The sequence below is a fragment of the Pseudovibrio exalbescens DSM 16456 genome, assembly GCF_000422785.1.
GTDB classification, from domain to species: Bacteria; Pseudomonadota; Alphaproteobacteria; order Rhizobiales; family Stappiaceae; genus Pseudovibrio; species Pseudovibrio exalbescens.
Genome location: NZ_AUGS01000005.1, coordinates 375,296 through 388,040 on the forward strand (window position 1 = coordinate 375,296; position 12,745 = coordinate 388,040).

The 12,745-nt window shown below is 57.3% G+C and carries 10 protein-coding genes; all 10 read left to right on the forward strand.

What is annotated here, in order from left to right; genetic code table 11:
* The first annotated feature begins 3 nt into the window (after positions 1–3).
* The 10 genes from xdhA (at position 4) to uraD (ending at position 12,744) form a co-directional block, all read left to right on the forward strand.
* Positions 4–1,488 (forward strand): xanthine dehydrogenase small subunit, encoded by a 1,485-nt coding sequence (gene xdhA / locus G512_RS0106615; protein ID WP_028481033.1) that lies wholly within the window; start codon positions 4–6, stop codon positions 1,486–1,488.
* Between the two features lie 22 nt (positions 1,489–1,510).
* On the forward strand, positions 1,511–3,832 hold the full coding sequence (xdhB, locus tag G512_RS0106620) for a xanthine dehydrogenase molybdopterin binding subunit (RefSeq protein WP_208974964.1): 2,322 nt from the start codon (positions 1,511–1,513) through the stop codon (positions 3,830–3,832).
* Entirely contained in the window at positions 3,829–4,818 is a 990-nt protein-coding gene (gene xdhC / locus G512_RS0106625) for a xanthine dehydrogenase accessory protein XdhC (protein WP_028481035.1), read from the forward strand. The genes xdhB and xdhC overlap by 4 nt, the downstream gene beginning before the upstream one ends.
* 27 nt (positions 4,819–4,845) lie before the next feature.
* Positions 4,846–6,438 carry an ABC transporter ATP-binding protein gene (locus G512_RS0106630; RefSeq protein ID WP_228130479.1) on the forward strand — a complete coding sequence of 531 codons (1,593 nt, stop codon included), beginning with the start codon at positions 4,846–4,848 and terminating at the stop codon, positions 6,436–6,438.
* Positions 6,422–7,513 (forward strand): ABC transporter permease, encoded by a 1,092-nt coding sequence (locus G512_RS0106635; protein ID WP_028481037.1) that lies wholly within the window; start codon positions 6,422–6,424, stop codon positions 7,511–7,513. Before G512_RS0106630 ends, G512_RS0106635 begins: the two co-directional genes overlap by 17 nt.
* Complete coding sequence (locus tag G512_RS0106640) at positions 7,500–8,420, forward strand: ABC transporter permease (RefSeq protein WP_028481038.1); 921 nt, start codon at positions 7,500–7,502, stop codon at positions 8,418–8,420. The genes G512_RS0106635 and G512_RS0106640 overlap by 14 nt, the downstream gene beginning before the upstream one ends.
* Before the next feature lie 84 nt (positions 8,421–8,504).
* Positions 8,505–9,578 carry a BMP family ABC transporter substrate-binding protein gene (locus tag G512_RS0106645; protein ID WP_028481039.1) on the forward strand — a complete coding sequence of 358 codons (1,074 nt, stop codon included), beginning with the start codon at positions 8,505–8,507 and terminating at the stop codon, positions 9,576–9,578.
* Between the two features lie 227 nt (positions 9,579–9,805).
* A complete protein-coding gene (locus G512_RS0106650) occupies positions 9,806–10,879 on the forward strand; it encodes a BMP family ABC transporter substrate-binding protein (protein WP_028481040.1) in 1,074 nt (357 codons plus the stop codon).
* 109 nt (positions 10,880–10,988) lie between these two features.
* Positions 10,989–12,170 (forward strand): urate hydroxylase PuuD, encoded by a 1,182-nt coding sequence (locus G512_RS0106655; RefSeq protein WP_028481041.1) that lies wholly within the window; start codon positions 10,989–10,991, stop codon positions 12,168–12,170.
* 43 nt (positions 12,171–12,213) lie between these two features.
* Positions 12,214–12,744 carry a 2-oxo-4-hydroxy-4-carboxy-5-ureidoimidazoline decarboxylase gene (gene uraD, locus G512_RS0106660; RefSeq protein WP_028481042.1) on the forward strand — a complete coding sequence of 177 codons (531 nt, stop codon included), beginning with the start codon at positions 12,214–12,216 and terminating at the stop codon, positions 12,742–12,744.
* The last annotated feature ends 1 nt before the right edge of the window (position 12,745 follow it).

The window sequence follows — 12,745 nt, forward strand, 5'->3', positions numbered from 1 at the left end:
GTCATGCGCAAGTGCATTCGCTTCATCAAGTCAGGGCATGTGGTCGAACTGAACGACGTGGCTCCAACTGAGACATTGCTGGACTACCTTCGGTTGCGGGCACGGGAAACAGGCACCAAGGAAGGCTGTGCTGAGGGCGACTGTGGCGCTTGTACCGTGGCTCTGGGCCGGCTCATCGACGGGGAGTTGATTTATGAACCCGTCAATAGCTGCATTCTTCTTTTGGCTCAAATCGATGGATGCGAGTTGGTCACCATAGAGGACTTGTCCCGGGATGGCGGCTTGCATCCGGTCCAAAAGGCCTTTTTGGATCACCATGCCTCACAGTGCGGGTTTTGTACGCCGGGGTTCATCATGTCGCTTTTCACGCTGTATCACCGGGACACGCCGGGTTTGACGAGCGATGATGTCACGACCTGGCTGGCTGGCAACCTGTGCCGGTGTACGGGATATCGCCCGATTGTGGACGCGGCTCTTGAAACGTGCAGAAGCGCCGCCAATGACGCCTTTCGGGCCCGCGCGGAAAAAACCGAGGCGCTTTTACGCGATCTTGCCGATTCCGACGATATTCTCATGGAAACGGATGGTGATCGGTTTATCGCCCTGCCAAGCACGCTGGACAGCCTTTGCGCGCTATCGGCGACGCACACGGATGCAACGCTTGTTTCAGGTGCAACGGATGTGGGTCTTTGGATTACCAAGCAATTGAGGGACCTGCCCAAGATCATTGCCTTGAATCGGGTGCAGGAACTTCAGGATATTCATGTTACATCCGCTGGCTTTGATGTGGGGGCAAGTGTCTCCTTTCAAAAGCTCCATGAGGTTCTTGGCAAGCACGAACCTGACATTGCCGAGGTACTTCGGCGCTTGGGATCGATTCAGGTCCGAACCTCCGGTACCATGGGTGGGAATATCGCCAATGGTTCGCCAATCGGTGACAGTCCACCGCTATTGATTGCGCTTGGTGCGCAGATTTCATTGCGCCTAGGCAATGAAACCAGGCGAATGCCGCTGGAAGCCTTTTTTCTGGATTATGGCAAACAGGACCGGCGACCGGGCGAGGTCATTACACAAATCCATATCCCCCGACTGGATGCAAGCCACGCCTTCCGCGCCTTCAAACTGTCCAAGCGGTTTGATCAGGACATTTCAACGGTACTGGCTGCCTTCAGGTTCACGCTGGTTCAAGACCGCATCGTAGAGGCTCGGCTTGCCTATGGCGGCATGGCTGGCGTTCCCAAACGCGCCGCGCATGCCGAAACCGCGCTGATGGGGTGTGTTCTTTCAGCACCCGACAGTTGGAATGCTGCAGTGGAGGCGCTCGATAACGATTTCACGCCTCTGAGTGATATGCGGGGATCGGCAGAGTATCGCCGTGAGGCCGCAAAGGGGTTGCTTTTCAAAGCACTGCTTGAAGTATCCGGTCGTTCCTCTCAAGAGACGCGCATCTGTGGGCATCGATATCAGGAGGCCGGTCATGCTGCATAGAACACCGACGCCGGAAGAGGCGATGGCCCAAACAACCGCACGGGACACCGAAGCGGGCAAGGCAGTACCGCACGACAGTGCCTTGAAACATGTCACGGGGCGCGCACCTTATACCGACGATTTGCCGGAGCCTGAGGGACTCCTCCATCTGGCTCCATGTTGGGCGCGCGATTGTGCTCATGGCCGCATTCTCGATGTGGATACGTCGGCCGCGCAGGCGATGCCCGGTGTGATAACGGTACTGACCGCAGCATCCATACCGGGGGAAAATGATTGTGCGCCCGCCATGGGTGACGATCCGATTCTTGCCGATGGCATCATTCATTTTCATGGACAAGTGGTTGCCGTGGTTGTGGCTGTCAGCCGTGATGCTGCTCGCCGCGCGGCCCTGCAGGTTTCGGTTGAGGTCGAACCTCTACCCGCCATCTTGACGGTGGATGATGCCTTGGCCGCAGATGATACCGTCTTGCCGGATTATGCCTTTCAACGTGGTGAGCCAGAGGCAGCGGTAACCGAGGCACCGTGCCAGCTTTCCACCCGGCTTCACATTGGCGGACAGGACCATTTTTATCTGGAGGGGCAGGTCGCAATGGCCGTTCCGTGGGAGGATGGAGATCTGCATGTTTTTTCATCCACCCAACATCCCAGTGAAGTACAACACACGGTGGCCAAGGTTCTCGACCGACTGGAGGCCTCTGTCTCCGTTGAGGTGAGGCGCATGGGTGGGGCATTTGGTGGCAAGGAGTCCCAAGCCAATCAATGGGCCGCGTTGGCGGCGCTGGCAGCTCACGTCACCGGTCGCCCCTGCAAGATGCGTCTGGACCGGGATGACGATATGATCATGACCGGCAAACGGCATGATTTTCGGGTCGACATGCGCGCAGGCTTTGATGACACCGGCCGGATACTGGCAACCACGATGGATTTTGCCAGTCGCTGTGGGTATTCGGCCGACCTGTCCTTGGGGATCAACGACCGAGCGCTGTTTCATGCCGACAACGCCTATTATTACCCGCAGGCGCTTTTGCGATCGCGCCGGATGCGGACCAACACGGTTTCCAATACGGCATTTCGCGGCTTTGGAGGGCCGCAAGGCATGTTGGCTGCCGAGCGGTTGATGGATGCCATTGCGATTACGGTGGGCAGAGACCCTCTCGACGTGCGGCTGGACAACCTTTATGGGCCGGACCGGGAAACCACACCCTATGGCATGGTCGTTGAAGAACATGCTGTCCTGCGCGACATCATGGAGAGCCTCGCGCAAGACTGCCAGTATCGCACTCGCCGAGAGCGGATTGCAGCTTTCAATGCCGACAATGCTTTCCTGAAAAAGGGGCTGGCCCTTACACCCGTCAAATTCGGTATTTCGTTTACGCTCACACATTTGAACCAGGCCGGAGCCCTTGTTCATCTTTACAAGGATGGCTCTGTCCATCTCAATCATGGCGGCACGGAAATGGGCCAGGGGCTTTATCAGAAAATCGCCCAGATCGCTGCCGATGAAATGGGCGTGTCCTTGGCAAGTGTTCACGTGACTGCTGCCCGCACGGACAAGGTGCCCAATACATCGGCAACGGCAGCTTCATCCAGTACGGACCTCAACGGCATGGCTGTGGTCAATGCATGCAAGGAAATTCGAGAGCGTTTGACGGCCTTTGCTGCGCGCCAGTACGACGTGGCGCCGGCGGGCGTTCATATGCACGCGGACTGGGTATACGTGGACGGCGACAAGGTCATGTCGGTGGCTGATCTGGCACGCGCCGCTTATACCGCTCGGATTTCACTATCTGCGGCAGGATACTATGCAACGCCGGAGATCAATTGGGACAGAGAAACGGCACAGGGACGTCCATTCTTTTATTTCGCTCATGGAGCCGCCTGTTCTGAAGTCACAATCGATACGCTCACCGGCGAACACCGTGTTGATCAGGTGGATGTGCTGCACGATGTCGGGCGCTCCATCAATCCTGCTCTGGATATCGGCCAGATCGAAGGCGGTTTCGTTCAAGGAATGGGATGGTTGACCACCGAAGAACTGTGCTGGGATGACCGCGGGCGCCTGCGCACCCATGCGCCTTCAACCTACAAAATCCCAACCGCTTCGGATGTGCCTAAAGCCTTTTCTGTGCGGCTTTACGCCTCCAACGGCAACCCGAAACCCACGGTTTTTCGTTCAAAAGCCGTTGGCGAACCGCCGTTAATGTTGCCAATATCAGTCTATTGTGCCATCAATGATGCCGTTTCGAGCCTACGTCCCGGTCTCATTCCGCGTCTTGACGCTCCGGCTACGCCGGAGGCCGTACTGATTGCGGTGCAAGAGATTCGCCGGGGGAACGGCGTATGAGCGTATGGCGGAGCATAGTCAGCCACTTATCCGCTGGAAATTCGTGCGCGCTGGTGACTATTTCACAGGTGCGCGGATCTGCCCCGCGTGAGGTCGGCGCCCGCATGGTGGTGCGTTCGGATGGTGCGTTCAACGGCACCATTGGCGGTGGTGCCCTCGAATATGATGTGATCCGTCAGGCCTGCGCCTTGATGGACAAAAAAGCGGTTGGTCTGCACGTCCATACGTTCTCGTTGGGTCCCGACCTTGGCCAGTGCTGCGGCGGCTGGGTGGAGATTTTTATCGAAATCGTCCCTAGCGTCTTGAAAGATTTATCAAAAAAACTTGCCAAACTGGAAGAAGAGGGGCCCTTTGCCACTCGGGCCGTCATACGCTTCGAGGAGCCGGTCCAAAGGGAGATTTTTGATTGGTCGCCGCCACATCCTGTCGCTTTGGAAAACGGGATCTTGAAAGAGCATTTCGGGCAAACAGCTTCGCCGCTGGCTCTTTTTGGAGCAGGCCATGTAGGGCGGGCCCTCATGCTTGCCCTTGCGCCTCTTCCCTTTCGTGTATCCTGGGTTGACACGCGCCGCGACTATTTTCCCAGCCACGTCCCTAGCAATGTGAGCTGTATTCATCTAAAGGACCCTGTAAACGCAGTAGCGTCGGTTCCATCCGGCGCCTACGTGGTGGTCATGACGCATGATCATGCCCTTGATCAAAGGCTGGTCGATGCAGCATTGCGCCGAGGCGATCTCGCCTATGTGGGAATGATCGGCAGCAAGACCAAAAAAGCACGGGTACTGAGCAGACTTCGCAGCGCAGGGGTGACGAACGAGCAGTTGAATCGGCTTGTTTGTCCCATTGGCATTTCTGGAATTACCAGTAAGCAGCCCCCGCAGATCGCCGCGTCGGTTGCCGCCCAGTTGCTGATGGTCCGTGACCAAAATGAGAGCAAGGAACGGTCAAACTTTGCGCTTGCCAAGTCGGGTTCCCCCGACCATTAAAAGCCTTTACGAAGGAGAGTGCGTGGCGTGAGCAATCAAGGGGTGCCATCGTCGGAACCAGCGGAAAAGCCGGTTCTCGTCAAGGCGGTTTCGATATCAAAACGGTTCGGGGAAGTCCTGGCCAACGACAGCGTTGACCTGACCATCCGCGAAGGCGAAATCCATGCGCTGCTCGGTGAGAACGGCGCAGGCAAATCCACGCTGGTCAAAATCCTTTACGGGGCTTTGGAGCAAACCGCAGGGGACATCGTCTGGCGTGGCCAGTCGGTAAAAATTCCCAATCCGGCGGCGGCCCGTTCTTTGGGCGTCGGCATGGTGTTCCAGCACTTCTCCCTGTTCGAGGCGCTGACGGTTGCCGACAACATTGCACTGGCTCTGCCAAAGGACACGGATCTGTCCAACCTGCCAGAGCGCATTGTCGCGGTTTCGCAAAAGTACGGTCTGCCACTGGACCCGTTTTCAACGGTAGCGGATTTGCCGGTCGGGGTTCGCCAGCGCATCGAGATTGTCCGATGCCTGCTGCAGGAACCGAGCCTGTTGATCATGGATGAGCCGACCTCGGTTCTGACACCTCAAGAGGCAGATGAGCTGTTCAAGACGCTGGAACGGCTCGCGGCGGAAGGCTGCGCCATCTTGTACATCTCCCACCGTCTCGAGGAAGTGAAACGGATCTGCCAGCGGGCCACCATCATGCGGCACGGCAAGGTGGTGAACGAGTGTGACCCACGACTGGAGACACCGGCCACTCTGGCGCGGATGATGGTGGGTGCGGATGTGCATGCCATTAAATCAAACTCTGAAATTACGACGGGCAACCCGCTGATCACGCTGCGCAATCTTTGTTTGCCGGCAGAGAACGCCTTTGCCGTTGAGTTGAAGAACATCGATCTGGAAGTGTTCGCCGGCGAAGTGGTCGGCATTGCGGGCATTGCGGCCAATGGTCAGAGTGAGCTGTTTGACGCCATTTCCGGAGAGCGCCGGATTGAAGATGTTCATGCGGTCAATCTTCTGGGCGTGCCGGTGGGCAAGAAGAAGATCAATCACCGGCGCAAACTGGGGGCCGCCTTCGTTCCGGAAGAACGCCTTGGCCATGGCGCTGTGCCGGGCTTCCGGCTTTCAGACAATGTCATGTTGACCCGGTTCAGTACCGAGCCGAGCCTGCTGCTGCGCGGCATTCTCAAGCGCGGCAATGCCGCTGAGATGGAACAGCGCATCAAGGTCAACTACGACGTGCGCATGACCCATGACAATCCCGAGGCCCGCTCTCTTTCCGGGGGGAACCTGCAAAAATTCGTCGTTGGTCGTGAGCTGGATCGCAAACCGCGTGTCATGGTGATCAATCAGCCCACATGGGGGGTGGATGCCGGTGCTGCGGCATTAATCCGGCAAGCCTTGATTGACTTGGCACGCACCGGCGCGGCCGTGCTGGTGATCTCGCAGGATCTTGATGAGATCTACGAGGTGAGTGACCGCATCGCCGTTATTTCGCGCGGTCAATTGTCTGCACCGGAGCCGGCTGAGACCATGACCCGTGAGCGAATTGGCATGCTTATGGCCGGTATGGGCGAAAAACACGATAATAATACCGACAAGGGGCAGAAACATGCGGCTGGAGCTTGAGAAACGATCCGAGCACTCGGCGTTGATGACCATTCTGTCGCCGGTTCTGGCGCTGGTTCTGACGCTGATTGCCGGTGGCATTCTGTTTGCCGCCATGGGCTACAATCCGGGTGAAGCGCTCTATGCGTTCTTCCTTGAACCTCTGACCAACCAGTGGTCCATTGAAGAGCTTTTGGTCAAAGCCGGACCGTTGATCCTGATTGCGGTTGGATTATCGGTCTGTTTCTTGTCCAACAACTGGAATATCGGCGCGGAAGGCCAGTTCACCATCGGTGCGTTGACAGGGTCCATTATTCCCATCCTGTTTCACGAGTACACTGGGCCAATGGCCATGCCCCTCATGGTTCTCATGGGTGCGCTTGGCGGTATGGCGTGGGCGTCCGTCCCGGCATTCTTGAAAACACGGTTTGGTACCAACGAAATCCTCACGAGCCTCATGCTGGTCTACATCGCCCAGTATCTGCTGGACTATCTGGTGCGTGGGCCGTGGCGGGATCCGGATGGGTTCAACTTCCCTGAAAGCCGCTTGTTTGATGACGCTCACACTCTGATGACCTTGGGAGATGGCCGCCTGCATCTGGGCATCGTGTTTGCTCTGGTTGCCGTGCTCGCTGTCTGGTTCATGCTCTCTCAAACTCTGAAGGGGTTCGAGATCAAGGTCATGGGCGAGACGCCGCGGGCAGGCCGTTTCGCCGGTTTCTCCCATCGCGGCATCGTGTGGTTCGGCTTCCTCATTTCCGGAGCCTGTGCCGGCATTGCCGGCATGGCTGAAGTGTCGGGATCCATCGGCCAGCTCACTCCTGTCATCTCACCGGGCTATGGTTTTACCGCCATTATCGTCGCGTTTCTGGGCCGTCTGAACCCGATCGGCATTGTGTTTGCCGGTCTTCTCTTGGCTCTTTCTTACATTGGCGGGGAATCTGCGCAGGTCAGCATTGGTCTGACGGACAAGATCACACGCGTCTTTCAAGGCATGCTTCTGTTCTTTGTTCTGGGCTGTGACACGCTGATCCTCTACCGCATCCGTTTGATCAAAACCGCAAGGAAAGCAGGAGGCGCTCATGGGCGCGCTTGAACCCATTCTGCTCACTATCATCACCGCATCCACCCCGCTGCTGTTGGCTGCGATGGGCGAGCTGATAACCGAGCGGTCCGGCGTACTCAATCTGGGTGTTGAGGGGATGATGATTGTCGGCGCCGTCATGGGCTTTTCCATCACGGCCATGACCGGCAACCCCTACATGGGTGTCATCGCTTCCATGTTCGCCGGGATGATGATGGCATTGTTGTTCGGCTTCTTGACGCTGAACCTCATGACCAATCAGGTGGCGACCGGCCTTGCGCTAACGATTTTGGGCCTTGGGCTGTCGGGTATGCTAGGCGAGGGCTTTATCGGGCAACCGGGCATCAAACTGCCGGTTCTGCATATCCCGGGGCTTTCGGAAATTCCGTTCCTTGGCACCGTGCTCCTGTCGCAAGACATCCTCGTTTACATCTCCCTCGCGCTTGTTGCCGCAGTCTACTACTTCCTGTTCAAAACCCGCGCAGGCCTTGTTGTTCGCGCCGTTGGAGACAATCACAGCTCGGCTCACGCCCTGGGCTATTCCGTCCTCAAGGTACGGTATCTTGCGGTTCTGTTTGGCGGGGCATGCTCTGGCCTTGCTGGCGGGTATCTGTCTCTGGTCTATACCCCGCAATGGGTGGAAGGCATGACCGCAGGGCGGGGCTGGATTGCCTTGGCTCTGGTGGTTTTCGCCAGTTGGAGACCGCTGCGCCTTCTGGTGGGCGCATATCTGTTCGGGGCCGTGTCCGTTCTTCAGTTCCACGCTCAGGCTGCGGGAATTGGTCTGCCGTCGCAGTTCATGTCGGCGCTGCCATATCTTGCAACCATCGTGGTGCTGGTCATCATTTCTCGCAATCTGGTGGTCACGCGTGCCAACACACCGGCATGTCTGGGCCGACCATTCTCGCCCGACCGATAGGGCATTCACAGGCCAAAGGTACGGTCCATGCCTTTGGCCCGTTTCCCTCCAGTGGACCTAACGACTAGATGGGATCGTGCATCCATGCGCAAACTGTCAAAAATTCTTGCCACTGCTGCACTGGCACTTGGCCTTGGTGCCGGTTCGTCCTTCGCGGATGAGCCGCTCAAGGTTGGTTTTGTTTATGTTGGACCTGTGTCCGACCATGGCTATTCTTACCAACATGATCTGGCCCGCAAGGCGGTAGAAAAGCACTTCGGGGACAAGGTCGAAACGACGTTCATTGAAAACGTTCCCGGTGGCGCTGATGCCGAACGCGCCGTTGAGCGCCTGGCACGCTCCGGCCATGAGCTGGTTTTCTCAACCTCCTTCGGTTTCATGAACCCGACGTTGAAGGTGGCCAAGCGCTTTCCGAATGTGAAGTTCGAGCATGCAACGGGCTTCAAGCGCGCCAAGAACATGGCAACCTACAACGGCCGCTTCTATGAAGCTCGCTACGTCATGGGGCAGATCGCGGCAACCGCTTCGGAAACCGGGACCGCCGGGTACATCGGGGCATTCCCAATTCCAGAAGTTGTCCGCGGCATGAACGCCTTCATGTTGGGCGCGCAGTCCGTTGATCCCGACTTCAAGGTCAAGGTGATCTGGGTAAACTCTTGGTACGATCCGGGCCGTGAAGCAGACGCAGCCAAGGCGCTGGTCGATCAGGGCGTTGATGTCATACTGCAGCACACTGACAGCCCAGCTCCGTTGCAGATTGCTCAGGAACGCGGCGTATTGGCCTTTGGTCAGGCTTCCGACAACATCGAGTTCGCCCCGACGTCTCAGGCCTCGGCTCTGCTCAATGACTGGGCACCATATTACATTGACCGTATTCAGGCTGTGATGGATGGTACCTGGGAAGCAACCGACACATGGGGTGGTATCGACTCCGGAATGGTAAAGCTGGCACCGCTGCGCAACGTCTCCGATGAGGTGAAAGCTGTTGCCGAGGAAACCATTGCCAAGTTCGAAAGCGGTGAGTTCGAACCGTTCACCGGACCGGTTTACAAGCAGGACGGCACTGTGTTCCTGGAAGACGGTGTTGAAGTCACCGACGAGCAATTGCTCGGCATGAACTTTTTCGTAAAGGGTTTCGACGCGTCGCTGCCGAACTGATCTGGCGTCGCTCGACATCTTTTGAAACAAGCCGAAGGGCTGCCCCGAACAGCCCTTCGGCCCAAGCAAGACAAGACCGGCTTGTGTCGATGGCGAAGGAGAGCGCCTGTCCGCAAGTGTCATTGGGTCCAAGGAGATTTGGCCATTCTTTCCAGGCCGGGCTGCAGTCCGACCGGTTTGGAGAGGCCTCGAGCGTTCGGACTGCTGTTGAGAGGGGAGGCGCAAATATGCGCAAACTGTTGAGCGTGGCCGCATCGGCTACTGTTGCACTTGGTCTTACCGCCGGCATTGCATCAGCAGAAGATCCACTGAAGGTTGGCTTCATTTACGTGGGTCCGATCAGTGACCACGGCTGGTCTTATCAGCACGATCAAGGCCGTCTGGCCATTGAAGAGCACTTCGGTGACAAGGTGGAAACCACCTACATTGAAAGCGTCTCTGAAGGCCCGGACGCAGAACGTGCCATTGAACGCCTTGCCCGTTCCGGTCATGACCTGATCTTCACAACATCCTTTGGCTACATGAACCCGACAATCAAAGTGGCCAAGCGGTATCCTGATGTGAAGTTCGAACACGCGACCGGCTACAAACAGGCTGACAACGTGTCCACCTATGGCGCGCGTTTTTATGAAGGGCGTTACATTATCGGTCAGATCGCCGCACAGGTTTCTGAAACCGGTACCGCTGGGTACATCGGATCGTTCCCAATCCCGGAAGTGGTGCGCGGCATCAACTCCTTCATGCTGGGCGCACAGTCCGTTGATCCTGATTTCAAGGTCAAGGTTGTCTGGGTAAACTCCTGGTACGATCCGGGCCGTGAAGCTGATGCTGCCAAAGCGCTGATCGATCAGGGCGTGGACATCATGGTTCAGCACACGGACAGTCCGGCGCCGTTGCAGGTTGCCGAAGAGCGCGGCGTCAAGGGCTTTGGTCAAGCTTCCGACATGATCAAGTTTGCGCCCAACGCACAAATGACTGCGATCGTGGATGACTGGTCCGCCTACTACATCAACCGCGTTCAGGCGGTTATGGATGATACTTGGGAAGCCGGTGATACCTGGGGCGGTCTGGACAAGGACATGGTTGTCATGGCGCCATACACCAACCTGCCGGAAGACGTGGCTGCCAAGGCTGCTGAAACCACGGAAGCCATTCGCAGCGGTAAGCTGGTTCCGTTCACCGGACCGATCAAGAAGCAGGATGGCTCCGTCTTCCTTGAAGAAGGGGATCAAGCCACGGATGAAGCTCTTCTGGGCATGAACTTCTACATTGAAGGCGTAGACGACCAACTGCCGAAATAAGCGGCATGACACGCTCACACTTGCACGACTAACCCCAGATCAGGGCGGTGGGGTCTTCTTGCCGCCCTGATCGGACCGCTGTAGTTTCGCAATAGACACGAGCAGAGCCATGACCGCAGCGTTTGCAATGGACTGGCTCAATCTGCTGTTCCGATGGGCACATCTGATCGTCGGCGTTGGCTGGATTGGGACTTCCTTTTATTTCATCGCCCTTGATCTGTCGCTGCGCAAGCGCGCACAGATGAAACCGGGCGTCCTGGGCACCGCATGGGAAGTCCATGGCGGCGGCTTTTACCACGTCGAGAAGTACATGGTCGCTCCCAAGGAGTTGCCCAGTGATCTCATCTGGTATCGCTGGGAAGCTTATCTGACCTGGGTCACCGGGTTTGCTCTTCTGGTGGTGCAGTACTATTTCAATGCCTCGGCCTACCTGATCGACCCGGCGGTCATGCGTTTGCATCCTTCCGAGGCCATCGTTTTTTCTGTTTTCTCACTGTTCGCCGGATGGTTCATCTACGACATGCTGTGCCGGTCGCCACTGGGGAGGCACACCCCGGCATTGGCTGCGGCCCTGTTTGTGCTTGTCATTGGCGCAGCCTGGGGTTTTTCGCAGATCTTTTCCGGCCGCGGGGCGCTCATCCACGTTGGTGCTCTGGTTGGGACCATCATGGCGTTCAACGTGTTTCGTGTGATCATCCCCAATCAGAAAAAGATCACCGCTGCACTCATGGCGGGTGATGCACCCGATCCGCAGCTTGGTCAGATTGGAAAGCAGCGTTCGGTTCACAACAATTATCTGACGCTACCCGTTCTATTGTTGATGGTCAGCAATCACTATCCCATGCTGACCGGGCATCCGCAGTTGTGGCTGATTGTTGCCCTGATCCTTGTGATCGGCGGTATGGTTCGCCATTTCATCAACCGGCACGATGCACAGGATTCCATTGCAGATTATTGGTGGAGCCTGCCTGCGGCGGGCGTGGCCCTCATTGCAGCGCTGATCTATACAGCCCCGCGTGACTTGAGTGCCGGAGGGCTCGCCGTAGCGGACGCGGAAGCTGTCGCCATGGTTCAGACCCATTGTGCCGCCTGCCATGCGCCCACACCCAGCGATCCGGCATTTGAAGAGCCTCCAAAAGGCATCATCCTTCAAACTACTGCAGATCTGACACGCTACAAGGAATTGGTTCTGGCGCAGGCGGTCCATTCCAATGCCATGCCGCTTGGCAACATGACCGGCATGACAGCGCAAGAACGCGAAAGGTTGGGGGCCTGGCTTCTCAGCCACTGAGCCCCGCCTATCTTTTTCTGCCACTTGATGGGGAGGGACCGTCATGGCCTATACAATCGAGGCGGTCAACGCCATGGATGCCGAGACCTTTGGACGTGTGTTTGCCGATGTGGCCGAATACTCGCCGTGGGTTGCGGCGGCTGCGTGTTCCAAGCGGCCCTTCGCCAACCGGGAACAGCTTGTTGATGCCTTCGTACAGGCAATGCACGCCGCCACACCGTCTCGGCAGCGCGCGCTCATCAAAGCCCATCCGGACCTTGCCGGCAAGGCTGCGCGGGCCGGAGAGGTAGCCGCCGCCTCGCGAGAGGAGCAAGCGGGAGCCGGTCTCGATTCCCTTACGGACGCGGAGTATGAGGAATTTACCCGGCTCAACACGTTATACCGGGAAAGGTTCGGATTCCCCTTCATTTTTGCGGTAAAAGGTGCAACCAAACAGCAAATTCTTGCAGGTTTCGAACCACGGTTGCACAATGACGCCCCCACTGAGTTTCAGGAGGCGTTGCGTCAAATTGAGCGCATCCTCCGGTTTCGACTGGAAGCGCTGGTTCTGGAACCCACCGGAAAGGATCAATAGC

Coding starts and splice junctions, on each gene's coding strand:
- G512_RS0106635 (WP_028481037.1), top strand. CDS start 6,422: ATGCGGCTGGAGCTTGAGAAACGATCCGAGCACTCGGCGTTGATGACC.
- G512_RS0106640 (WP_028481038.1), top strand. CDS start 7,500: ATGGGCGCGCTTGAACCCATTCTGCTCACTATCATCACCGCATCCACC.
- xdhA (WP_028481033.1), top strand. CDS start 4: ATGCGCAAGTGCATTCGCTTCATCAAGTCAGGGCATGTGGTCGAACTG.
- xdhC (WP_028481035.1), top strand. CDS start 3,829: ATGAGCGTATGGCGGAGCATAGTCAGCCACTTATCCGCTGGAAATTCG.
- G512_RS0106650 (WP_028481040.1), top strand. CDS start 9,806: ATGCGCAAACTGTTGAGCGTGGCCGCATCGGCTACTGTTGCACTTGGT.
- xdhB (WP_208974964.1), top strand. CDS start 1,511: ATGGCCCAAACAACCGCACGGGACACCGAAGCGGGCAAGGCAGTACCG.
- G512_RS0106645 (WP_028481039.1), top strand. CDS start 8,505: ATGCGCAAACTGTCAAAAATTCTTGCCACTGCTGCACTGGCACTTGGC.
- G512_RS0106655 (WP_028481041.1), top strand. CDS start 10,989: ATGACCGCAGCGTTTGCAATGGACTGGCTCAATCTGCTGTTCCGATGG.
- uraD (WP_028481042.1), top strand. CDS start 12,214: ATGGCCTATACAATCGAGGCGGTCAACGCCATGGATGCCGAGACCTTT.